Origin of the sequence: Neochlamydia sp. S13, from assembly GCF_000648235.2 — a bacterium.
Lineage (GTDB): Bacteria > Chlamydiota > Chlamydiia > Chlamydiales > Parachlamydiaceae > Neochlamydia.
This window is the reverse complement of sequence record NZ_AP017977.1, coordinates 38,124-63,910: the sequence shown is the minus strand read 5'-3', so window position 1 is coordinate 63,910 and position 25,787 is coordinate 38,124. Positions and strand designations below refer to the sequence as shown.

Genomic DNA, 25,787 nt, shown 5'->3' with positions numbered 1-25,787 from the left:
AAGCTTAAGAGAATTTTTTAAGGTTAAACAAAACTTTCTCTCTTATCACACTCACCTTATTGATCCCTTATTCGACCTTTACTTTTAATTTAAAAGCAAAAGCTACATGCAGCTCGCTACTCTCTTTAATAAACTTTTAACGCGAACTTTAGCCAATTGGGGAAAAACAAAAAAACCTAAAAACTCATTCTTTATGAAAGTTAAAGCATGAGTTATAGGTTTAATAGGTAATGTGTAGGCTAAAAAATTTAAGCGCTACTAGGGCTAAAAAGATATTTTATAATAACTGCTAATATAGCTCCTACAAAAATCCCTGGAGCAGAAATAAATAGGGCTATAGCTACAACTCCTAGCACAATTCCCCTCACGATTCCTTGCTCATCAATAAACTCATTAAAGTGACTAAAAAGATCTTGAATTTCTACAGAATAATAAAGTCCCGAAATAATCCCTATTAGCATCCCTCCTGAAAATTGCTCAAAAAACAAGAGAATAATGCCTAAAATCATAATAATATAAGCAATGGAATCTTTTGTGTTAGTCTTAGCAAAATCGATCAAACCATGTATTTTCTTCTCTCCCTTCTTAAGATGCTCTGCCTCTACTCCCTGTATACCCTCTTGAGATGGATCTTTATTCTCTTCGCCAGCGTTCATTTAGCCCCCTTATCGGTAGTATTATTACTTGTTTGTCAATATAGATCAGGTTTCAAGAAATATTCAATAAAATAATTGATAAAAGAAAGTGAATTAACCTTTACAATAGGCATGCTTCAAGTCAAATCTTCCTAAGCTTCTAATTGTAAATAGGCTAAAATCTATCTACTAATTTTTATTTCTCTATCCCCTACTAGGAAATTCTTAAACAATATAAAGGAGATATTTTAAGGCTTTTCATTAAAATTTTCTATAAAGCTTTCTTTCACTCATATAACCCACTAAATTTCATAAATCTAATAAAATTCCTCCATCAAAATGAGGAGGATCCGTTATAATTCTTCCTTGGTAACTATAAAGTGTGATATGGAAAAAAAATGGCTTTTTGGCGTTAATTTAGCAATGACTTTTACAGTTATAGCACTCTTGATAAGTGCTTTAGCTTATCGCTGGACTCGTCCTCTTGAAATTCCCGTCAACACGCTTACTGATATAAAAAGAAACTTACCCAGGAGCTGCTACAGTCAACCACAAGAGGCTTACGATGCAATCAGGCATTCCATTCTCCAGCTAAAACACTTTCCTATTACCCTGCAGTTACCCGATCTTCGTAAGCATCTAATTTACTACGGCACAAATGATCGACCCGATGCAAAAGAAGCTCTCCCTTTGCTTCATTTTGCTTTTAATGGAAACCCCTCGGTTTCCTCAATTTCCCCGGCAGAGAAAATGTATATTTCTTATGATCGCCAGGCAAATCCTTCGCAATACATGTTCAATCCCGACAATCTCCCGACCCCTCTTTGGCTTCATGCTGCAGCAAACAATCAAGACGCTAGTATAAAAGTCAATATGATAGATGATAAAGGTCAGATCATTCAGGAACCTTGCTCTTACGCTAAGTTTACTTTGCCTAAAAAAGAATATGTGCGTACGCATGTTCCCTGGGAAATAGGAAAGTGGCGTGTTGACGGTAGCTTATTAGCCCGCCAAAAAGCACGATGGTATGGTATAGATCGCTTTTTAGAAGATCATGGAGGCAGCGAGCATAGCCTAAATATGGGTAAGCAAAGGCTTGATTTTGGCGAAGGCGAAGGGGTTTATTCACTTTTTGTTGGCTTAGGTGATACATTGATATGGAAAGAGGACCAATGGAAACTTGTCAAGCCAGGTATGGATTCTTTAGGTTACCCGTTATTAGTTATCAAAAAAATTGATGATCGTTTAATGCAGCTAGAGCTTTGGGATATAGAGGGGCGTTCCAAGATAGCTCTTAATCTTCTAAAATCTTCTGAACCTTGGATGCCTCAAAATGCCTTACAAAATTTTAAATTTTTAGGATCTCATACCCACTCTCAATTTGTTTTTGAGATTAGTAAGAAAAGGATATTATTAAAGCCTAAAGATTGGTTAATCTTAACCAGTAGCGGATGGAAAAAATTAAGTAAGCCTCAAGAGGTTGATGATTATGTCTCCCGCAAATTGGTGGGCATATTATTCATATTTGGGGGTATCGAACGTAAAAATGAGCAACAATTGTTAGTAGGTACTCTTTATAATTCGTCGCGTTCGGAAGCTAAACCCTTAGAGCTTCCTATTAATTCTGCATTTTTAGGTAGAAGAAAAGCAGAAGGAAAGGAAAAAGATCTACCCTCCAATAACTCTTTGCCGCCAACCTCTTCCCCTGCGGATCTAAATTCTCCCCCACCTCTCCCTATAATATCTAAAAGATTTGAAACTGAAAAAACTCTGGAACCCTTGAATAGCTTATGAACACAACTAAAAATTTCTTTTGCTTTTCCTTATTAAGCATTTTTATTTTCATAACAAGGGTATTATCACCTTTATGGGGGCAAACAATTGCTGAGAAAAAAGCTAGTTTTACGCAAAACAGTAATGATCTCCATCCAGAGATGCAAGAACATTTAAGGGACATCAATCATGAGCTAAAAGAACAACAAAGCCAGCTACGCGATTTATATGCAGAAGTGGAAAAGCTTTATAGCATGAATGCTCCTGAAGAAGCTTACCACAAGCTTTTAACTCAAATTAACACCTTGCGTAAAAGCATTCAAGATGCCCAAAAAGGGTGGCAGCAACTGTCGGCTGAAATGGCGGCTACAGAAGGTTACTCTTTATGGCATCAACCTGACACTAATATTGGGCAACTTGTTATCGACTATGGTTCTCAAAATTATGTTTATTTGCTTTCTCCTGAGATTGCCACGGTAAAATTAAGTGTAGATTCTAATCTCCCTATTCCTCGGGCCTCGTGGGATGAAATGCTGGAATTAATTCTTGTACAAAACGGCATAGGTTTTAAACAGTTAAATGCTTACCTGCGCCAACTCTATTTTCTTAAGCAAGATAGATCGAATCTAAAGATGATTACTAATAAGCGAGAAGAGTTAGACCTTCTACCTGCAGAAGCACGTGTTCTTTTTATGCTTTCCCCTGAAGCTGCCGAAATCAAACGTGTGTGGCATTTTTTAGATAAATTTATCAACCCTACCACTACCGTTCTTCAGTTGATTGGTCGAGACATTTTAGTGGTAGCACCTAAGATAGACCTTCAAGAACTGCTCAAGCTCTATGACTTTATCTCTGCCAACCGGGGAGATAAAGAATATAAACTCATCCCTTTAAAACGTATTGCGGCTGAAGAGATGAGTAAAGTTCTCTCCGCTGTTTTCGAGCAACTCTCAGGAACCTCTCCTTCCCTGGGAAAAATTTCTGAAAGAAATGAAAAAATATCTGCTCCATTAGATTTTGCACACGTAGCCAAAAACTTTTCCTCAGAAAATAACAGCTCGACGGTAGAAGCTAACAGCCTGCGTATTATTCCTCTTAGCAACTTGGCTCCCGCTCTTTTTCTTTATGGAACCAACGAAGAGATTAAAAGAGCGGAAAAAATTATTTGTGAAGTAGAAAGCCATATGGGAGGAGTTAGCGAAAAAGTCATCCATTGGTATACCACGCGCCACTCTGATCCTCTTAAATTAGCCGATATTCTTCTCAAAGTTTATGCGCTGATGGTCCAACAACGTCCAGGCATGCGCACTGATAATCAAGCTTTCTCTGAATCATCTTCTCCTGAGCTTGCTGCTTCCTCGAATGGGAAAAAAGAATTAAATAATGGCTCTCCTTTCAATGCTTTTGAGGGAGGCTACTATTTAAACGACCGTTATATCGTTAATCCGGATCCTTACGAAGAAAACAACCGTGCTATCGATCCTAATGGGGGCCGTACCAACTTTATAGTGGACCCAAAAACAGGAGCCATTGTCATGGTGGTAGAAGCTGAGCTTCTTCCCAAGCTTAAGGAATTAATTAGAAAATTAGACATTCCTAAAAAAATGGTACAGATCGAGATTCTTCTTTTTGAAAAAAGGATTAGCAACCAGGATAATATTGGCTTAAATTTATTAAAGATTGGCTCGGATGCTTTAAATGCCCATGCAACCGGCTTAGACTATAATGTTAACTTTTTCCAGCCCCTCGTTAATAAAATCCTGCCTGATAATAGAGGCATTACCACCTTTTTTATGAATCGAAAAAAATCAAGTAGGATTCCTGCATATGATGCAGTGTATCAATTTTTAATTTCACAAGAAGATATTTCTATCAACGCCAGCCCCTCAGTATTGACTTTAAATCAAACGCAGGCCCACATCGCGATCGAAGATGAGATCACTGTTAATACAGGGGTGATCATTACCCCTGTAACTAATACCACTGCACTTAACAACACCTTCGCTCGTGCACGGTACGGAATTAGAATTGACATCACTCCTATCATCCATACGAGCCACGAAGGGTTAGGGGGAGAGCCTAATAGCAATTTTGACGATCATGAAGAGGAAGGCGATTCTATTACGCTTCAAACAGATCTGGTCTTTGAAACAATTAATGGTGGCCTTAATCCCTCGCAGCCCGATGTAACTAGGCGGGTGATTAACAATGAAGTCCGCATACCTGACGGCCAAACCGTTATTTTAGGGGGATTAAGAAGAAAAATTACCGATGATGCTAAAGATTCTATCCCTTTTTTAGGAGAAATCCCCGGCCTGGGCAAGCTTTTTAGCTCGACTGCAATGACGGATAATAGTGTGGAGATGTTTATCTGTATTACTCCCAAAATTGTTGCTGACCCCAAAGAAGACCTTGAGCTTTATCGCTATAGAGAGCTTACACGCCGTCCAGGAGATATTCCTTCTTTCTTGTATGCCCTTGAAGAAGCAAAGAATGCGGAAAAAGATCGCTTATTACGGGGCACAGTACAGCTTCTCTTTGGAAGAGAACAAGAGCGCTGTGAGCCTTTACCTTTGGGAGAATATGACGGAAGATAAATATATAACCTCAGGCCACCTGCATTCAAAAAAAGAAGCGCCCAAGCAAAATGATGATCATAATCGCCATCTTGCTCTTCAATTCGGCATGGTTATTTATAATGATCTTTCCTCCTTCCGTATCTCTAAAGAACTAATAAAAAAAACCCCCTACACTTTTGCTAAGAAAAATTTTATCCTTCCTCTTCAAGAAGATAAAGAGACGGTGTTAGTCGTTATAGCGGATCCCTTACACCTTGAAGCTTTAGAAGAATTGCGTCTTATCCTCAACAAGACAATTAAAGCCGCTTATTGCCCTAAAGATGTGATCCTTGCTTCGATCAATGATTGCTATAATTTAGAACATGGCGAAGCTTCGGAAATGCTTGCTCACCTCACACGCGGCGATGAACGGGTAGAAGCTGAAATTGAAATATATGACCTTTTAGACAATAGCCAGCATCAAGCCCCTATCGTTAAGGTTATCAACTTAATTTTAACAGAAGCTATCCAACAAGGCGCCTCCGATATCCATTTTGAGCCTTCTGAAAATGGTTTACGCGTAAGATATCGTATCGATGGAGTCTTACAAGCGCGTCATAGTCCTGCTCCTGATCAACAAGCTCAGTTGCTCACCCGTATAAAGGTGATGTCTAGACTCGACATCGCTGAGCATAGGCTTCCTCAGGACGGACGCCTCAAGCTAAAGATGGGACGCCGCGAGATTGACTTTCGCGTCAGCACAGTTCCTGTATCTGGAGGAGAGCGTATTGTCATGCGTATTCTTGATAAAGGCAATGTCATTTTAGGGCTAGATAAAATTGGCATGCCCCCTAACTGTTATAAGGACTTTAAAAAATTAATCGCCGTTCCTGAAGGCATTATTCTTGTGACTGGACCTACCGGAAGTGGTAAAACCACGACATTATATAGCGCTATTTGCGAGATGTACAATGATGAAACCAATATCATGACGATTGAAGATCCGGTAGAGTATAATTTGAAAGGTATTGCTCAAATAGGAGTCCATCCAAAAATCAAGTTAGATTTTGCTACAGGCTTACGGCATATTCTACGGCAAGATCCAGACATCATTATGATTGGCGAAATCCGCGATAAAGAAACAGCAGAGATTGCTATTCAAGCCTCTCTTACCGGCCATCTTGTATTAAGTACTCTTCATACCAATGATGCTCCCTCTGCCATCACCCGTCTTGTGGATATGGGCATAGAGCCCTACCTACTCTCCTCTTGTATTATTGGAGTACTAGCCCAACGTCTTGTACGCAAAATATGTTCCCATTGCAAAACTTTTTATACTCCTACAGACCAAGAAATACAAAATATAGGCTTAAAAAGAGAAAATTTATCGGAAGGGCATCTTTTCCATGGTACAGGCTGCCAGGCATGCTATGGTTCAGGATATAAAGGACGCCACGGTATTTATGAATTAATGCTTGTCAACCATGCCGTCAAGCAGCAAATTGTTAAAAGTCCTGACGCGGTAGAACTGCGAAGAGTGGCTTTACATGCAGGCATGACGAGTCTATTAAGTCATGGCAGCCTTCTAACTAAGCAAGGGATTACTACTGTCGCTGAAGTTTTACGTACCACCCGTGGCATTGAGGAGGGCTAAGACTTTATGCCCTTATATAGTTATGAAGCCCTTGATTCGTGGGGTAAAAAACGCACCGGATTGATTGAAGCGCAAACTGAAAAAGAAGCTAAGGAAAAACTGCGCAGCCAAGGCACCATGTTAAAAAAGCTTGCCTTGCGTACAACTATCTCTAAAAAGCAAAACCTTAAAGGTGATACTCTTTTAGCTTTTACTTTACAGCTCTCTCAGTTAGTCAGCGCAGGAGTCCCTCTTTATGAAAGCTTATTAGCCTTAGAAGAGCAATACCGTACAGATTCCTGCCATCGTGTAATTTTAAGCCTTTGCGAACAGATCAAAGCTGGTCAATCGCTTTCACAAAGCATGGGTAACTTCCCTGATAGCTTTGATAAACTTTATTGTTCAATGATCACCGCTGGCGAAGCTGTAGGAGCGTTAGATATAGTCCTGGACAAACTTAGTCAATTATTGCAAAAGCAAAATAAATTAAAGAAGCAAATCATCACAGCGATGGTCTACCCTGCTGTCCTTGCTGCATTTTCATTTTTAATCATTCTTATGCTGCTAGGGTTTGTTGTTCCTTCAATTGAGGGCATCTTTGTCGATCGCCAATTAAATGGCTTTACAGAATTTGTACTGGGAATGAGCCGAGGGTTTAGGAGTTACTGGTGGATTGCCCTACCTTCAGTTCTAGCGGGGATTATTTATCTTGTTCACTTCTTGCGGAGCCTCCCGGGTAGGCTCTGGCTTGAACGCAACATGATCAAAGTTCCCTTGCTTAAAACGCTTATCATTCAAACTTGTGTAGCGCGCTTTTGCCGCACGATGGGAACTTTGCAGCAAGGAGGGCTGCCCGTCATCAACTCTTTGCGCATTTCGCGTGAAGTGATGCATAATATTGTTTTAGAAGAAGAGGTAAAAAAGGCAGAAGGAAAGATTATTGAAGGAAGTTCTCTAAGTGCTGAACTCATGCACTCTCGTTACATTCCTAAGCTAGTTTCTCGCATGCTAGCAGTAGGTGAAGAATCAGGCAATGCGACTGCCATGTTTAATAAGGTAGCAGATATATATGAAAATGAGATAGAAAAGTCACTAGAACGGGTAATGGCGCTTGCCCAACCTGTAATATTAATTGTGATGGGAACTATTATTGGCATCGTGCTATTAGCTATTTTGCTTCCCTTAACAGACGTAAGTTCATTGACTATGTAATTGCATCCTAAGGAGGTTTCATGAAATTTTATGTGTTAAAAAAAAGATATATTACTCTAATCGAAATTATGATTGTGATGTTTTTGATTGCCTTAATAGCAGGGGTCATTACTTACAACTATCGAGGGAGCTTAGATGAGGGCAAAGCTTTTAAAACGCGAGCAGCAATAGACAAAATTGAAACAATATTAAATTTGAGTGCCGCTGACGATCCTGCGTTATTAGATCACTTAGATTCTGAATGGAAGAAAGTAATTATTGCCTCTCCCCTAGTAAAAAATCCTGACGATCTGATTAAAGATGGCTGGGGGCACGAATTTAGAGTCACTTCTGAAAATAATGCTATCCATGTCTCCTCAGATAAATATAACGAATATAAAATCGGGTCGCCCAAGGGAACTTCCCCCTTAGGCTCCCACAGACACGTACGTGAAACTCTCGCTTCATACGGCTCCTATTGTTCTTCAAGCTTTCCAGCCTTTTCCCCACCCCCATAAGTTCCTCGTATTTCTACTTGACTTATTGAGGTGGATTGAACAATTCAACCCCTTCGCTCCCCCTTCATTACAAAGGCTTCCTCACTACTACGAGTTGATCTGCCCCTCATACATGCTTCGATATTTCCCACTTTGTGTTCTTCACTTATATAGTTTTCTCTTAACATCATCTATGAGGTTCCCACGTTCCATACAAAAGCCTAGACTAAGTTCACGCTATCTTTATGCCGGACGCCATTTAGGCAGTAAACAGGTTGCCCTAATTTATCCTGGAAGAGCTTTTAACCCCCAGTTTTGACATCATCTTTACGCTTTCGACACTTGGACCGATAGTTCACTTTCGTTCGTCTCCTTAGCCCTCACCTGATATGTTTATCACACCTTTTCCTTAACGCTCACTACCTTGGCTTTTGACCAAAGCAGCTTAAGGTGGTTTGAAATCTCTTCCTGCAAAGCGACTTCGAGGAGCCATTTTCCTCATCTTTCGTATAGTTACGCACATCTATAATGTGCTCGTGGCACACAGAAGCCATGCGACCTTATTCAAAAAGTAAGCGAGTCAAAAAGCGTTTCATTACCCTTTTAGAGCTGCTGATGGTGATGGCAATCTTAGCTCTGACCTTGGGAGTAATAGGCTTTAATGTTCATAAAGCTTTACGTGAACAGCGTTTTAAGACCGAAACAGACCTAGTCGTAGATTACTTAAGGCTAGCTCAAAACTTAATGTTGATCATGAATGCTGATGTGCATGTTATTTTTGAAAGCGCTCAAAATAGTCAAGCTAACCTCATGCGCCTTAAAGTAGAGGGTAATCTAGATGATAAGCTATTAGAGCTTGTGACAGATAAAGAAAAACCCTTGCACTACATTCAGCTGATTGAATTTCATGATGAAAATAGAACCCATCATGAATCCAATAAAATAGATGTTAAGTTTTTTTCCAAGGGCTCAGTCATGAGTAAAGGAGTGATGCGGCTGGCCACACATGCGCAAAGCAACACATCAGGCACATTAGAGAGATTTATTTACTTGCCTGGTTATCCTCAGCCAATCGTTAGTACGCTTACTAACAGTCCCGACCTCACCTCTAAGGGAAAGCAAAACGCCGATTTTGAGATAAAACTCATCAATGCCACAGTGCAAGAAATTCAAGAGAAAAGGTTAGCCAAAAGTAATAGCTTATGATTCTCCTTGATTTATAGAAGATATTCTGACAATTTTCAACGTTTGATAGGATAAACGCAAATTCAATACACGGGGAAGATAGCCTAAAAATTATTCTAGTACATTAAGTAATACGGTTTAAAAAAACTCCGTCTACATATCAAATCCTCTAAAAGCTGTCTTTTTACTTAACACAAGGGATTTTATAAAGTACGGGGCTGCATAAGAAGTAGCTTAAAAAGGTATAACAAGATCTTATAGCATAATTTTTAAAGCTAATCAGATGGCGTCCCCTAGGGCTTAAAAGTTACGAAAAAAACTATTTGTGCCTATGCTGTTTTAAATAAGCCTCTAAGAAGAGTACCTGTAGGTTATTGCAAATTGTTATTACATTGGGATGATCTTTTCCATATAAGTGGTAAGCAAGTTCCAAAGCTTTACTGATATGCTTAAATGCTTTTCGTAACTTATCTTGTTTTTGGTAGGTCCTTCCTAAGTTATTGTAACAAATTGCCACCTTGGGGTAGTTTTCCCCAAAAAGCTTAAGGTTAATGGTAAGCGCTTTTTTGCTATACTCTGCCGACTTGTCTAAATTGCCTTGCTCTTGGTAGATCAGTCCTAGGTTATTGTAACAAATGGCAACAAGGGGATAATTTTCACCAAATAGCTTAAGACTGATGACAAGTGATTTTTTTAAATACTCTGCCGCCTTTTTTAAATTGCCTTGTTTTTTATAGATTTGTCCTAGGTTATTATAATAAGTTGCCACACTAGGATGATTTTCACCAAAAAGTTTAAGATTGGTAGCAAGCGCTTTGTTACTATACTCTACCGCTTTGCCTAAATTACCTTGAACGTTGTAGATTTGCCCTAAGTTGTTATAATGAGTTGCCACACTACAATGATTTCCCCCAAAAAGCTTAAGGTCAATAGCAAGCGCTTTGTTGCTATACTCTGCCGCCTTATCTAAATTGCCTTGCGCTTTGTATATTGCTCCTAAGTTGTTGTAATCTCTTGCTATGTTGTGATAATTTTCACCATAAAGCTTAAGGTCAATGGCAAGTGCTTTATTTAGATACTCTGCCGCCTTGTCTAAATTGCCTTGGGCTTTATAAATTTGGCCTAAGTTGTTATAACGAGTTGCCACACTAGAATGATTTTCACCATACAGCTTAAGGTTAATGGCTAGCGCTTTGTTGCTATACTCCAACGCTTTGCATGAATTGCCTTTGTCTTTGTAGATTGCTCCTAAATTATTGTAATCTCTTGCTACGTTGGGATGATTTTCGCCAAATAACTTAAGGTCGATTGCTAGCGCTTTGTTGCTATACTCTCCCGCCTTGGCTAGATTACCCTGGTTTTTGTAGATTGCTCCTAGATTGCTGTAACAAACTGACACAGTAGAATGATTTTCACCATAAAGCTTAAGGTTGATAGCGAGCGCTTTATTGCTACACTCCACCGCCGTGTCTAAATTACCATTGTTTTCGTAGATTGCTCCTAGATTGCTGTAACAAGCTGACACAGTAGAATGATTCTCACCATACAGCTTAAGGTTGATAACTAGCGCTTTGCTATTATACTCTGCTGCCTTGTCTAGTTTGCCTTGGTCTTGGTAGATTGTTTCCAAATTGATGTAATTTGCTGCCACCATAGGATGATTTTCTCCAAAAAGCTTAAGGTCAATAGCAAGCGCTTTGCTGCTATACTCTTCGGCTTTATTTAAATGGCCTTGTGCTTTATAGATTTGTCCTAGATTGCTATAATCGATTGTCACGGCGGGATGATTTTCTCTAAAAAGCTTAAGGTTAATGGCAAGCGCTTTGCTGCTATACTCTTCGGCTTTATTTAAATGGCCTTGCTCTTTGTAGATTTGTCCTAGATTCCTGTAATCTATTGCCACCGTGGAATGATTTTCTCCAAAAAGCTTAAGGTTAATTGTAAAAGCTTTGTTTAAATACTTTAACGTCTTTTTTAAATCGCCTTGTTCTTTATAGATTTGTCCAAGGTTATTATAATGGGTTGCCACACTAGGATGGTTTTCACCATAAAGCTTAAGGTTAATAGCTAGCGCTTTGTTACTATGCTCCAACGCCTTGCATAAATTGCCTTCGTCCTTGTAGATTGCTCCTAAATTATTGTAATCTCTTGCTACCTGGGGATGATTTTCGCCAAACAACTTAAGGTCAATGGTAAGCGCTTTAGTGCTATACTCTGCCGCTTTTTCTAAAGTACCCTGGCCTTGGTAGATCAGTCCTAAGTTGTTGTGACGAATGGCCACGATGGGATGTTTTTCGCCATATAGCTTAAGGTCAATGGCAAGTGCTTTATTTAAATACTCTGCCGCCTTTTTTAAATCACCTTGTTCTTTATAGATTTGTCCTAGGTTGTTATAATCGGTTGCCACCGTAGAATTATTTTCTCCAAAAAGTTTAAGGTTGATAGCAAGCGCTTTGTTACTATACTTTACCGCTTTGTCTAAATTGCCTTGGGCTTTGTAGATTTGCCCTAGGTTGTTATAATGAGTTGCCACTATAGGATGATTTTCTCCCAAAGCCTTAAGGCCAATAGCAAGCGCCTTCTCACTATACTCTACCGCTTTGCCTAAATTGCCTTGCTCTTCGTAGATTGTTCCTAAATTGTTGTAACATATTGCTATCCTGGGATGATTTACACCATACAGCTTAAGTTCAATGGCAAGCGCTTTCTCGCTATACTCTACCGCTTTGCCTAAATTGCCTTTGTATTGGTAAATATTTCCAAGAGTATTTAAAACCTCCGAATCTTGTGGATTTGCTTCTATAGCCCGTAGATACCATTTTTCTGCATTTCTATTTTGAAAAATCCTTCGACATATATGTCCTCGCGTTTTTAGCGAATTATCCTCCAAATCAGAAAATCTAAGTTGCTCTTCATTGCCAGCTAAAAATTCTTTGATAGCTTGATAGAAAGGAATAAAGATATGATAGATTTTTTCTATTTTTTCTAAGGCTTTATGATCTAAAGCAAACTGCTTTTCAATAAGATCTGGATCTTCAAATCCAAAGGGCTTAAGGAGAGGATTCATCATCTCTTTTTGCGCTCGATAATGAGAATAAGTCCTAAGACGCATAAATAAGGCTAGGCTCATCCAATCCTTTAACTTTTCAGTGGCTCCTTGTGTCATAATCCCTAGCTCACTTAACTTGTCAATCCTAGTAAAAGTGTCGGAAACTTCTACTTTTTTAAGAAGCGCTAATCGGTCCAAAGCTAAATGGGGAAACCGATAGAAATCTTTTTTTACTTGAAAAAGCATGCCATGCTTGTCTAAATCACCCATTCCCGGGTCAAAAGCTTCCATATCAGCTAGAACAAGGTGCTGCTTGGCCAAATACTGACGCAAATCAAGGTTTTCTTGATAAGGCATATTAAGCACTTCATGAATTTTCTCATCATAGGCTTTAGTTAACTCTCTACTGCCTAACAAAGGAGTAAAGTTTAGCAATTCCATAGGGAGGTGAGGCTCTTTTTCATGCCACCACTGACCTTCTTCATCTTTACCAATATACTGGGCCATCTGTCCAGGAGTTTGGATAAGCTCAAATGTCTTACCATTGCCTAAAGGGGTTTTACACCCCTTTCCTTCTACTCCTGCCCCATCAAAGGCAAAGCCCCGAGGTGTTAAACCATCAAAAAAATTGATGGCTTTTAAGCAAGGAATGTTTAAAGCAGGAAGAATGGTTTCTCCTAAGTTGATAACCTGCAAGTGAAGGAGGATTGTAAAACACTTGAAATATTCTCTATTTACTGAAGTATCTTGTTCTATAAGAATGCCAAATTCTAGGTCTGAATAAGGAGTCATCTCTTCTCTAGCTAGGGAGCCAAAACCTATCATGGCGTATTCACATGGAGCAGGACCTAAATTGTCAAAAATTTGTATTGCAAGCTGCCCAAAGAAAATTTTTATCTGGCAAGCTATCTCAGCATATAGATCTCTCACCTCTTGGCAAGAAGGAGTTTCCGGTAGCTTTTGAATTTTCTCCCCTATTTCTTCTCTGAATTTTTTCAATACCTTACGATTGTTTTCAAATTGTTTTTCTACTACTACCGGATCAAAAGGTCTGCCTTTACATTGTTTAACAAGTAAATTTTGTACTTGAAAAAGTCTATCTTTAAGAACTTCTTGCCGCTCTTGAGGAGCTAGACGTAAGGCATAATTGTAAAGACCCGCCGCTTGCAGAAGCGTCTCTGTCGTTTCTTTTCTTAAATAAATATCGCCTAATTTTTCTATGCAACAGCTTTCTTGAATAGGGTCTTTCTTTTCAAAAATACTCTTTAAAGCTTGCGTATAGGCTTTTTCGCTTAAAAAACTACCTTCAACTAGCTGCTTCCACTCCTTACAGACTAGTTTGGCTTGACATAGATCTTGTAATCCTAATTCTTTGAATATCTTTAAGCTAATCTCTCTATAGGCAGTAGTATCTCTTGCAGAATAGCTACCATGTGCTTCTTCATTCTTGAAGGCAGGAAATAATACTGAGTGAATACGGTGAGGTTCTGATGAAAGATGATTCATAAGCTTATCCATTTTTTAAGCTAGTCTTAGCTTTTTTAATCAATGCTCTTTATTCATAAAATGAAGCTTTAATTTCAAGCGCTTTCTTAGCATAATTAGCTACCAATTCCACTCTTTTCTGGCATTCTATAAAGTTTTCTTAGTACCTTAAACATCATTACAATAGAAAAATGTTTTTCCTTAAAAAATAGTGCTGTCTTAATGTTAATCGCTTTCTCGGCATATTGGGTTGCCAATTCTAATTTTTCCTGTGCTAAATAAATCGCTCCCAAATTATTGTAAAGGATGGCTACTTTATAATGATTTTCACCAGAATGCATAATCTTAATTTCAAGAGCTTTCTTCATATGTTCAACTGCTTGATCAAGATTTCCTTGCTTTCTATAAATTTGCCCCAGTTGATAATGAAGGACTGATAGTTTATGATGATTTTCATCAAAAAGCAGTGTATTAATTTTAATCTCTTTCTTAAAGCATTTAGCGGCCAATTCTAAATTTCCATGCTTAAGATAAAGCATTCCTAATTTATCATAATCTTTTGCAACTTCTAACTTATTTTCACCAGAATGCGTAATCTTAATCTCAAGCGCTTTCTTAGCATGCTCAGCTGCCCGGCCAAGTTTTCCTTGTTTTCCATAGACTTGCCCCAGTAGGTGGTAAAAATTTGCCAGCCTACAATCATTTTTATCTAAAAGTGGAATCTCAATTTTAAGTGCTTTTTTAATGCATTTACCCGCCCATCTTAATTCATTTTGGGATATATAGATTTCCGCCAAACTATAATAAATTTTTATCCCATTAGGATGCTTTCTACCAAACAGGCCGTGAATGATAAAAAGCGCTTTCTTAGTCCGTTCTACTGCCTGTTTTGACTTTCCTTGTTCTTTATAAATCGCCCCTAAGTTGGTGTAAATGATTGCTACATTTAAATTTTTTTCACCAGATAACCTAAGTTGCATTTCTAAAGCTTTCTCGCAATATTCAGCTGCCTGACTCATATTCCTTTGGTTCATATAAATTACACCTTGCGTATGATAATAAGCTGCTCCGGTAGGATGATTGTCACCAAACAGCTTGAGATTAATGTTGAGGGCTCTCTTGCTATACTCATCTGCCTTTTCTAGCTTTTTTAAGCCAAGGTAGACCCAAGCTAGGTTGTTATAATCTCTTGCCACGGCAGGATGATTTTCGCCATAATGCTCAATGTCAATATTGAGCGCTTTCAAGATGTAAATCTCTGCGAGCACAAAATTTTTTTGTTCTGTGTAGAATACCCCCAAATTGTTATATTCCACTGCTACAGCAGGATGATCTCTACCAAGGAAATTCAAGTGTATAACAAGCGCTTTGTTAGTATATTCTATCGTCAGCTCCAAATTTCTTCGAATAAGATTAATTTGGCTTAGTTTGTTGCACGACATTGCTACAATACCAAGATTTCCCTTCTTAGGATGAAGTCCAATGGCAAGCGCTCTCTTTACAGACTCCTCTGCCTGCTCTAACTTCCCCTGTTGAGTATAGATTTGTGCCAGATTGTTATAAAACTTTGCCATCTTAAAGTAATCTTTTTCCGCATGTTCACACTCCGTAGCAATTGCTTGATTGATACAATCAGCTGCAGTCTTTAAGTCACCTTGCTCTTCGTAGATAAGCCCTAAAATATTTATAATGTCAGGATTTTGTGGAGTAGCCTGTCTTGCTAAGATATACCACTTTTTTGCTTCTTCTTGTTGAAATAATCTTAAAGCTATGTCCCCTTGGATTTGAGGCAAATCACCATTTAAAGTGGAAAACTTAAGAGCCTCCTCATCGCCAGAGAGGAACTTTTGAACAGCTTGATAGAAAGGAATAAAAATACTATAAATTCTTTCTACTTTTTTTAATAATTTCGGATTTAAATCAAACTGTTTTCTAATAAGAGCTGGATCCTCAAATCCGAAGAGTTTAATTAAAGGGTTCATCATCTCTTTCTGAGATTGATAGTAGGAATAGGTTCTAAGTCGCATAAGCAATGCTATGCTCATCCACTCCTCTAGCTTTTCAGCAGCCTCATCCGTTAAAATCCCTTGCTTATTTAACTGAGCGAGCCTGGAAAAGGTATTTGAAGCAGTCACTTTTATAAACAGAGCCAAGCGATCTAAAGCTAGATGAGGAAAACGGTAGAAATCCTCTTTAGCTCTAAAAAGCATACCTTGTCTTCTTAGATCATTCAAATTTGGATTAAAAGATATCATATCCGCTTGGATCAAATGCTTTTTAGCTAAGTATTGACGAAGATCAAAATCTTGTTGATAAGGTGTAGCAAGCTTGCGTTGAACATTTTGTCTATATAGCTCGGTTAGCTCCTCGTTGCCTAACAAGTGAGTGAAGGTTAATAGCTCCATAGGGAGGTGAGGCTCTTTTTCATGCCACCACTCTCCATTTTCATCTTGAGCAATATATTGGGCCATCTTTTCAGGGGTTTGGATAAGCTCAAATGTTTTACCATTGCCTAGAGGAATTTTACACCCTTTTCCTTCTACCCCTGCACCATCAAAAGCAAAGCCGCGTGGCGTAATACCATCAAAAAAATGGATGGCTTTTAAGCAAGGAATGTTCAATGCAGGAAGAATTGTTTCGCCTAAGTTGATAACCTGCAAGTGAAGTAGATTTGTAAGATTCCTAAAATACTTCTTATTTATAGGTACATCTTCTTGTATAAGAACACCAAATTCTAGATCAGAATAAGGAGTCATCTCTTCTCTAGCTAACGAGCCAAAGCCTATCATAGCGTATTCACAAGGTGCATCGCCTAAGACATCAATGGCTTGGTTAGCTAGAATGCTAAAAAAGCTTTTTACACCCTTTGCAATATCTCTATAAAGCTTTCTTACTTCTTGAGGTGAAGGATTTTCGGGCAGTACTTGAATCTTCTTTTCTATTTCTTCTCTAAAATTTTTTAATACTTCGCGATTACCTTCAAATTGTTTTTCTATTAACCCATTGCTTAAAGATTTTCCTCTACAAATTCTAGTAAGTAGGCGCTGCGCATTAAAAAGTTTTTCTTTGATAATCTTTTGTTGATTTTTCGAAGAAATATGTAAGGAGTAATTGTATAGCCCTACGGCTTGAAGCAATGCTTTAGTACTATCTTTGCCTAAATAAATATCGCCTAGTTTTTCTATGCAAAAAGCTTCCTTAATAGAGTTGCCTTTTTGAATAAAAAGTTTTAAAGCTAGAGTATAAGCTTTTATAGCTAAAGAGCCACCTTCAATTAAATGTTTCCATTCCTTACAGACTAATTTGGCTTGACATAGATCTTGTAACCCCAGTTCTTTGAATATCTTAAAGCTAATATCTCTACAGGCTGTGGTATCTCTTGTTGAGTAACTAGAATATTCTTCTTTATTTTCAAAAGCTGGAAAAATTAAGGGATGAATACGGAGAGGATCTGATGAGAACTGATTCATAAGCTTATCCTATTTTAGCTCTTCGAAGACTTGTGTAGTAAAATGTTTATTTAAGGTTGAAATTAGTTAAATAAAATAGCATATATCTCCTATTAAATTTTAAAAAAAAAGAAGAGCGAATAAATAATAAATAGAAATTATCTAACAAAACTTATTAATTTGGAAGAAATAAAATTTAAGGAAATTTACATTTAAGATGGCACGGTTAGAGTTTTAATTACTCGTTTAAATAATGTACTGCTATATCCCCACTGTGGTCAGTCAACGTTTAATTTAGTTGGATATTAAGCCAAAAGTTTATCGTGATGTAGATTTAGCTGGACGAGCTTGTTACATTGAAATCGATTTAAGAAGGTTTGAATGCCAAGAATGTTATTGTACTTAATGGATCTTTAGATTTTGCTTCTCCTTATAAGCACTCTACCAAACGATATGATTAGCAAGTCTATAGATGCTGCCAAAAAACAGCAGCTTCTTCCATAAGCTTAAAATTTGAGATGAGTGATAAAAACGGCTGCAGAGATTTAACAAAAGGAAGCTACGAGCAAACAACACTTACAATCACTTCTACCTACGCAAGTCATCGATATTGATGGAATGGCTATACGCAAAGGGCATAAGGATTTTGCTGTCATGATTACTGACCTAACCAAAAAGCTTTCAGCAAGCCTACGAGAATTGTTATATAGTAGGAGATAGTACTCTTTATACGCCAGCCATCTTACAAGTTTTTAAAGAAGAACAAAGCTTATTTATCACGCGTGTGCCCATGCAAATCAAAGAGGCTAAAGAGCTTATATTTGAAGCACCTCCACGATAAGACGGTAGAAATAGTAGAAGGCTATCGAGCTTTTGAGAGAACCTCCTCTCCTGCTATGCATGTGCTGAACAAAGATTGGCAGTCATCTTTAGCCAAGCGGCCTATCAAAGAGAATGCCCTACTTTAGCCAAGCATTATCTTAAGGGCAGCAAAAAAAATTTAAAGCTTTCTTTAAGTTTATAAAGCAAGAGTTTTCATGCCCCAACGATGCTAAGCGCCAATTAGATAAGTTTGCAAAAAAGCTTAAATATATACAAATTGTAGAACCTCAAGTTATAGCCACTCAAAAGCATGCTATGTCTGGTCGGCCAAAATCTGGGCAAACACCTTCTATACTTAGCTATCGCCTAGAAGGTACAGTAACCTGCTCTTTGCTTAACAAGGCAGAGTTAGAGAGGAGCAAAGGGTTTTTCATCTTAGCGACTAATGACATAGACGTAACTGCTTTTCCTGCTCAGGAAGTGCTAAAAACATATAAAGCACAGCAAAGTGTAGAAAGAGGATTTAGGTTTTTGAAAAGCCCTGGCTTCCTAGTTTCTTCTTTCTTTCTAACAAAGCCAGAAAGAATTGAAGCTCTTTTAATGGTAATAACTCTATGCCTTTTAGTCTATTCTGCGCTTGAATATAAGATTCGAGAAAAATTGCGAGAAAGTGGTGAGAACTTCTTAAATCAACTTAAGAAACCTACGCAAAAGCCAACCACTCGCTGGGTGTTTTTCTGTTTCCTAGGGCTGCATATGGTCTTTATTGACCATAAAAAATTGCAAATTACCAATTTGAAAGAACGTCATAGAATTATCCTTAGATGCTTAGGGCCTCCTTACCAAAAATTCTATTATTCTAAAATGTGATGAGAAGTCACGGGCAAACATGTCAAAAAATTTAATATAAAAAAGTCTTGTTGCATAAAGGTTTAATACAAGCCAGTGCAAATATTGGGGGGCACCTTGCTACAAGATTCTCCCCTCCTAGACTCATTTAAGATCTATTAAGTTAGTATTACTTGCCTTTAAAAAAGTAAAATTTCGCCATATAATGATTTTTCAATCTATGCCATCCAATTAGATTGGAAAATTATACTCTCCTCAGAAAAAGCTACTTTTTCCTAGGGCCTGTTAAATAAGCCTTTAAGAAGAGGTCTAGTAGATTATTGCAAACTGCTAGTACAGTGGGATGATCTTTTCCATATAGGCGGTAGGCAAGTTGTAAAGCTTTGTTGATATGCTCAAATGCTTTTTCTAGCTTACCTTGTCGTTGGTAGACCCCTCCTAAATTACTATAGCAAATTACCGCCGTAGAATGATTTTCTCCAAAAAGCTTTAGGCTAATGGCAAGAGCTTTGGTGATATAATCTGCTGCCTTACCCAAATCGCCTTGGGCTTTATAGATTACTCCTAGATTAATGTAGCAACTTGCCAGTGCGGGATGATTCTCATCAAAAAACTTAAGGTTAATGGCAAGCGCTTTGTTGATATACTCTTCCGCATTGTCTAAATTGCCTTGATCTTGGTAGATTTGCCCTAGGTTATTATAATTACTTGCCACCGTGAGATGATTTTCTCCAAAAGCTTTACGGTTAATGGCAAGCGCTTTATTGAGATACTCTACCGCCTTGTCTAAATTGCCTTGATCTTGGCAGATTTGTCCTAGGTTATTATAATCTCTTGCCACCGTGGGATGATTTTCTCCAAAAAGTTTAAGGTTGGTAGCAAGCGCTTTGTTACTATACTCTACCGCTTTGTCTAAATTGCCTTGGGCTCTATAAATTTGACCTAAATTGTTATAATGAGTTGCCACACTAGAATGATTTTCACCATAAAGCTTAACGCTAATGGTAAGCGCTTTAGTGCTATACTCTGCCGCCTTGCCTAAATTGCCTTGCTCTTTGTAGATTTGTCCTAGATTGCTATAAGCGATTGCCACGTTGGGATGATTTTTACCAAAAGCTTTACGGTTAATGGCAAGCGCTTTGTTGCTATACTCTACCGCCTTGTCTAAATTGCCTTGCGCTTCGTAGATTTGTCCTAGGTTATTATAGCAGATTGCCACCGTGGGATGATTTTCTCCAAAAGCTTTACGGTTAATGGCAAGCGCTTTGTTGCTATACTGTACCGCCTTGTCTAAATTTCCTTGAGCTTGATAGGCTGCTCCTAGGTTATTATAATCTCTTGCCACGGTAGGATGATTTTCACCAAAAAGCTTAAGATCGATAGCAAGGGCTTTGTTACTATACTCTGCCGCCTTATCTAAATTGCCTTGCGCTTCGTAGATTTGTCCTAGGTTATTATAGCAGATTGCCACCGTGGGATGATTTTCTCCAAAAGCTTTACGGTTAATGGCAAGCGCTTTATTGCTATACTCTACCACCTTGTCTAAATTTCCTTGAGCTTGATAGACTGCTCCTAGGTTATTATAATCTCTTGCCACGGTAGGATGATTTTCTCCAAAAAGATTCAGGTTAATGGCAAGCGCTTTGTTGTTATACTCTGCCGCCTTGTCTAAATTGCCTTGGGCTCGGTAGATTTGCCCTAGGTTATTGTAACAGATTGCCATCCTGGGATGATTTTCTCCAAGAAGCTTAAGATTAATGATAAGCGCTTTATTGAGATACTCTGCTGCCTTGTCTAAATTGCCTTGCTCTTGATAGACTGCTCCTAGGTTATTATAATTACTTGCCACCGTGATATGATTTTCTCCAAAAGCTTTACGGTTAATGGCAAGCACTTTATTGAGATACTCTGCCGCCTTGTCTAAATTGCCTTGGGCTTGGTAGATCTGTCCTAGGTTATTATAATCTTTTGTCACGTTGGGATGATTTTCACCAAAAGCTTTACGGTTAATGGCAAGCGCTTTGTTGATATACTCTTCCGCCTTGTCTAAATTGCCTTGGGCTTGGTAGATCTGTCCTAGGTTATTATAATCTTCTGTCACGTTGGGATGATTTTCACCAAAAAACTTAAGGTTAATGGCAAGCGCTTTGTTGATATACTCTTCCGCATTGTCTAAATTGCCTTGCTCTTGGCAGATTTGCCCTAGGTTATTATAATTACTTGCCATCCTGGGATGATTTTCACCAAAAAGCTTAAGGTTAATGGCAAGCGCTTTGTTACTATGCTCTACCGCCTTGTCTAAATTGCCTTGCTCTTTGTAGATTTGTCCTAGATTGCTATAAGCGCTTGCCACGGTAGGATGATTTTCTCCAAAAAGCTTAAGATTGATAGCAAGGACTTTGTTGCTATACTCTGACGCCTTGTCTAAGTTTCCTTGAGCTTGATAGACTGCTCCTAGGTTATTATAATCTCTTGCCACGGTAGGATGATTTTCACCAAAAAGCTTAAGATCGATAGCAAGTGCTTTGTTGCTATACTCTGCCGCCTTGTCTAAATTGCCTTGCTCCTGGTAGATTTGCCCTAGGTTATTATAATCTCTTGCCACGGTAGGATGATTTTCTCCAAAAAGCTTAAGGTCAATAGCAAGGGCTTTGTTACTATACTCTGCCGCCTTATCTAAATTGCCTTGCGCTTCGTAGATTTGTCCTAGGTTATTATAGCAGGTTGCCACCGTGAGATGATTTTCTCCCAAAGCTTTACGGTTAATGGCAAGCGCTTTATTGCTATACTCTACCACCTTGTCTAAATTGCTTTGAGCTTGATAGACTGCTCCTAGGTTATTATAATCTCTTGCCACGGTAGGATGATTTTCTCCAAAAAGCTTAAGGTCAATAGCAAGGGCTTTGTGATTATAGTCTGCCGCCTTATTTAAATTGCCTTGAGCTTGATAGATTTGCCCTAGGTTATTATAATTACTTGCCACCGTGAGATGATTTTCTCCAAAAGCTTTACGGTTAATGGCAAGCGCTTTATTGAGATACTCTACCGCCTTGTCTAAATTGCCTTGCTCCTGGTAGATTTGCCCTAAGTTATTATAATTACTTGCCATCCTGGGATGATTTTCACCAAAAAGCTTAAGGTTAATGGCAAGGGCTTTGTTACTATGCTCTACCGCCTTGTCTAAATTGCCTTGATCTTGGTAGATTTGCCCTAGGTTATTATAATTACTTGCCACGGTAGGATGATTTTCACCAAAAAGCTTAAGGTCAATTGCAAGCGCTTTGTTGCTATACTCTGCCGCCTTATTTAAATTGCCTTGAGCTTGATAGACTACTCCTAGGTTATTATAAATACTTGCCACGGTAGGATGATTTTCACCAAAAAGCTTAAGATCGATAGCAAGCGCTTTGTTACTATGCTCTACCGCTTTGTCTAAATTGCCTTGCTCCTGGTAGATTTGCCCTAGGTTATTATAATTACTTGCCATCCTGGGATGATTTTCACCAAAAAGCTTAAGGTCAACTGCAAGCGCTTTGTTGCTATACTCTACCGCCTTGTCTAAATTGCCTTGCTCTTTGTAGATTTGTCCTAGATTGCTATAAGCGATTGCCACCTTGGGATGATTTTCACCAAAAGCTTTACGGTTAATGGCAAGCGCTTTGTTGCTATACTCTACCGCCTTGTCTAAATGGCCTTGGGCTTGGTAGATTTGTCCTTGGTTATTGTAACAGATTGCCATCCTGGGATGATTTTCTCCAAGAAGCTTAAGGTTAATGGCAAGCGCTTTGTTGCTATACTCTACCGCCTTGTCTAAATTTCCTTGAGCTTGATAGGCTGCTCCTAGGTTATTATAATTACTTGCCACGGTAGGATGATTTTCACCAAAAAGATTAAGGTTAATGGCAAGCGCTTTGTTGCTATACTCTACCGCCTTGTCTAAATGGCCTTGCTCTCGGTAAATGGTACCAAGAGCGCTTAAAACTTCCGAATTTTGTGGACCTGAGTCTTTTGCCCGAAGATACCATTTTTCTGCTTTTTTATTTTGAGAAAGCCTTTGAAGTATATCTCCTCGCGTCTTTGGCGAATTATCCTCCAAATCAGAAGATTTAAGCGCATCTTCATTGCCTGCTAAAAATTCTTGGATACACTGATAAAAAGGAATAAAAGTCTGGTAGATTTTTTTTATTTTTTTTAAGGCTTGATGATCTAAAGCAAACTGCTTTTCAATAAGATCTGGATCCTCAAATCCAAAGGGCTTAAGGAGAGGATTCATCATCTCCTGTTGTGCCTGATAATGGGAATAAGTTTTAAGACGCATGAATAATGCTAGGCTCATCCATTCCCTTAACTTTTCAGTGGCTCCTTTTGTTATGATCCCTAACTCACTTAGCTTATCAAGCCTAGTAAAAGTGTCGAAAGCTGCTACTTTTTTAAGGACAGCTAGTCGATCCAAAGCTAAATGAGGAAAACGATAGAAATCATTTTTAACTTTAAAAAGCATACCCTCTCTATCTAAATCACCCATTCCTGGATTAAAAGCTATCATATCAGCTACCATTAAATGCTGTTTGGCTAAATACTGGCGCAGATCGAGGCTTCCTTGATAGGACATATCAAGCACGTCTCGAATTTTCTCATCATAGGCTTTAGTTAGCCCTCCATTGCCTAATAAATGAGTAAAGTTTAGCAATTCCATCGGAAGATGGGGCTCTTTTTCATGCCACCACTGGCCTTTTCCATCTTTACCAATATATTGAGCCATCTTTTCAGGGGTTTGGATAAGCTCGAATGTCTTGCCGTTACCTAAAGGGGTTTTACAGCCTTTCCCTTCTACCCCTGCCCCATCAAAGGCAAAGCCTCGTGGCGTCATGCCATCAAAAAAATTGATGGCTTTTAAGCAAGGAATATTTAAAGCAGGAAGAATGGTTTCTCCTAAGTTGATAACTTTTAGATGAAGTAGATTTGTAAGATTCCTAAAGTACTTCCTGTTTACTGGAGTATCTTGTTGTATAAGAATGCCAAATTCTAAGTCAGAATAGGGAGTCATCTCTTCTCTAGCTAAAGAACCAAATCCTATCATAGCATATTCACAAGGCTCAGTATCTAATTGATGCAACGCCTGTAGGATAAGCTGCCCAAAGAAAATTTTTATTTGGCGAGCTATCTCACCATAAAGCTGTCTTACTTCTTGAGAAGAAGGATTCTCTGGCAGAATTTGTATTTTCTTCTCTATTTCTTCTCTAAAATTTTTTAAGGTGCTGCGATTGCTATCAAATTGTTTCTTCATCACCTTAGGATCAAAAGGTTTACCGTTACATTGTTTAACAAGTAAATTTTGTACGTGAGAAAGTCTAGTTTTAATGATTTCTTGTCTTTCCTGAGGAGCTAGGCGTAAAGCATAATTGTAAAGGCCCGCCGCTTGCAAAAGCGTTTCTGACGTCTCTTTTCTTAAATAAATATCACCTAATCTTTCTATACAAAGGCTTTCTTGGATAAGGTCTTTCTCTTCAACAGCACGTTTTAAAGCTTGAGTGTAGGCTTCTTCTGCTTCTTTTATTTCCTTGTCAGATAAAAGCTCCTTACTATCAAATGTCTCTAGCGAGCTTTTTAATGCATTTATAGGTAGGGAATTGGAAAGAAAAACAGTAGAAAAGCTTTTCGAATTTAATAAAAGAGGAAGGTCTTGCTTTAAATGCTTCTGCGCATACACAAAGTGGCCTCCTAAGTCCACAATAAAAATGTATTCATTAGGTCTTTCTTTTTGAGGGATAGTTTTCCATTCCTGCGATCTATTCTCCTCGGATAAACTTTGACCTGAAAAGATCAGCCTATCATGTATACCGCAAACCAACTTCTCTTCATTAATCGTTACTAGCCTGATAGGAATAGATAAGGCCGAGGCTAATAGATCACCTTCCCCTAAGCCACTTACCCAAGTAGCTTTTCTTTTTATTTCTTCCGCTCTTTCACTGTCGGTGTGTTTAACGATATCAGCGAGTACTTGCCTTAAATAAGAGATTTTATCTTTACAATCGTCTAATAAAGGAATTTTTCTAGAAAGGCAAGCATAGCTTCCTAAAAAAGCGCTAAAGAAGCAGTCGCCATCACTAGCCACCCCTTTTAATTCAAAGCCTTCTTCTTTTAGGTAAGTAGCCGCGGCCTTTACTTTTGCTTTTATCGAATTACTGATGATAGTAGTAGAATCCTTCCATAGAGCCACCGCTATTTGAGTTTCGTCCCACGGGCAAGAGGAAAGCTCTAAAGATTGTAACTTATCACCAGGTTGCTCTTCTTCTTGCGAACCAGCTTCAAAGCTTGCTGAATAAAGCCTTTTCCATAAATGGGTTTGTTCAACTAATCGCTTCCATTTTTTACAAACTAGGCTTGCCTGGCATAAGTCTCGAACTCCCAACTTTTCGAAGATCTCTAAGCTAATCTCGGCATAGGGCCCTAGTTTCATATCCTGTTTTCTTTTTTCTATTTCCTTAAATTCAGGAAATATAAAAGAGCTAGTGGGTAAATTGTCTAAATTCATTCGCCTATCCGGTTTTTAGCTTTACTTGTATTTCAATGCGCGTGTAGCGTTATACGCTCTTCTTCCTAACTATGGCTCCCTTGCTTATATTAACAAAAAATTAAGGGTTTTTGCTGCTTTTCTTCT

Annotated in this window: 12 protein-coding genes and 1 pseudogene; 9 read left to right on the top strand and 4 right to left on the bottom strand. The window is 38.5% G+C overall.

The genetic code is table 11. The annotated features are described in order from the left end of the window. Positions 1 to 248: 248 nt before the first annotated feature. Positions 249 to 656 carry a hypothetical protein gene (locus tag TY21_RS00215; RefSeq protein ID WP_042244140.1) on the bottom strand — a complete coding sequence of 136 codons (408 nt, stop codon included), beginning with the start codon at positions 654 to 656 and terminating at the stop codon, positions 249 to 251. A gap of 366 nt (positions 657 to 1,022) precedes the next feature. On the opposite strand from TY21_RS00215, the gene TY21_RS00210 reads away from it, so the two are divergent. From TY21_RS00210 to TY21_RS00185, 6 genes are all read left to right on the top strand, one after another. After that, positions 1,023 to 2,429, top strand: a complete 1,407-nt coding sequence (locus TY21_RS00210; protein ID WP_052354680.1) for a hypothetical protein — start codon at positions 1,023 to 1,025, stop codon at positions 2,427 to 2,429. Further along, complete coding sequence (locus tag TY21_RS00205; RefSeq protein WP_042244142.1) at positions 2,426 to 5,005, top strand: type II secretion system protein GspD; 2,580 nt, start codon at positions 2,426 to 2,428, stop codon at positions 5,003 to 5,005. Before TY21_RS00210 ends, TY21_RS00205 begins: the two co-directional genes overlap by 4 nt. After that, positions 4,992 to 6,620 carry a type II secretion system ATPase GspE gene (gene gspE / locus TY21_RS00200; protein ID WP_079980024.1) on the top strand — a complete coding sequence of 543 codons (1,629 nt, stop codon included), beginning with the start codon at positions 4,992 to 4,994 and terminating at the stop codon, positions 6,618 to 6,620. The genes TY21_RS00205 and gspE overlap by 14 nt, the downstream gene beginning before the upstream one ends. A 6-nt stretch (positions 6,621 to 6,626) precedes the next feature. Continuing rightward, on the top strand, positions 6,627 to 7,811 hold the full coding sequence (locus TY21_RS00195; RefSeq protein ID WP_042244144.1) for a type II secretion system F family protein: 1,185 nt from the start codon (positions 6,627 to 6,629) through the stop codon (positions 7,809 to 7,811). Positions 7,812 to 7,831: 20 nt separating this feature from the next. After that, a complete protein-coding gene (locus TY21_RS00190; RefSeq protein WP_197725063.1) occupies positions 7,832 to 8,308 on the top strand; it encodes a type II secretion system protein in 477 nt (158 codons plus the stop codon). A gap of 507 nt (positions 8,309 to 8,815) precedes the next feature. After that, positions 8,816 to 9,493: a Tfp pilus assembly protein FimT/FimU gene (locus tag TY21_RS00185; RefSeq protein WP_130589424.1), complete on the top strand. Its 678-nt coding sequence runs from the start codon at positions 8,816 to 8,818 to the stop codon at positions 9,491 to 9,493. A 298-nt stretch (positions 9,494 to 9,791) separates the two neighbouring features. Here TY21_RS00185 and TY21_RS00180 read toward each other — a convergent pair whose 3' ends face one another. Both TY21_RS00180 and TY21_RS00175 read right to left on the bottom strand, forming a co-directional pair. Beyond that, positions 9,792 to 14,027, bottom strand: coding sequence for a tetratricopeptide repeat protein (locus TY21_RS00180; RefSeq protein ID WP_158622983.1), 4,236 nt, complete (start codon positions 14,025 to 14,027; stop codon positions 9,792 to 9,794). A gap of 95 nt (positions 14,028 to 14,122) precedes the next feature. Then, on the bottom strand, positions 14,123 to 17,476 hold the full coding sequence (locus tag TY21_RS00175; RefSeq protein ID WP_042244152.1) for a tetratricopeptide repeat protein: 3,354 nt from the start codon (positions 17,474 to 17,476) through the stop codon (positions 14,123 to 14,125). A gap of 277 nt (positions 17,477 to 17,753) precedes the next feature. Between TY21_RS00175 and TY21_RS11755 the strand changes: the two genes are divergently transcribed. The 3 genes and pseudogenes from TY21_RS11755 to TY21_RS00165 form a co-directional block, all read left to right on the top strand. Next, complete coding sequence (locus tag TY21_RS11755; RefSeq protein ID WP_079980025.1) at positions 17,754 to 17,861, top strand: transposase family protein; 108 nt, start codon at positions 17,754 to 17,756, stop codon at positions 17,859 to 17,861. A gap of 415 nt (positions 17,862 to 18,276) precedes the next feature. Beyond that, positions 18,277 to 18,423, top strand: coding sequence for a hypothetical protein (locus TY21_RS10890; RefSeq protein ID WP_158622982.1), 147 nt, complete (start codon positions 18,277 to 18,279; stop codon positions 18,421 to 18,423). Positions 18,424 to 18,457: 34 nt separating this feature from the next. Next, positions 18,458 to 19,147 (top strand): annotated as a pseudogene (locus tag TY21_RS00165) (IS1634 family transposase); the annotation flags it as partial. Positions 19,148 to 19,391: 244 nt separating this feature from the next. Here TY21_RS00165 and TY21_RS00160 read toward each other — a convergent pair. Continuing rightward, entirely contained in the window at positions 19,392 to 25,661 is a 6,270-nt protein-coding gene (locus TY21_RS00160) for a tetratricopeptide repeat protein (protein WP_052354681.1), read from the bottom strand. Between the last annotated feature and the right edge of the window lie 126 nt (positions 25,662 to 25,787).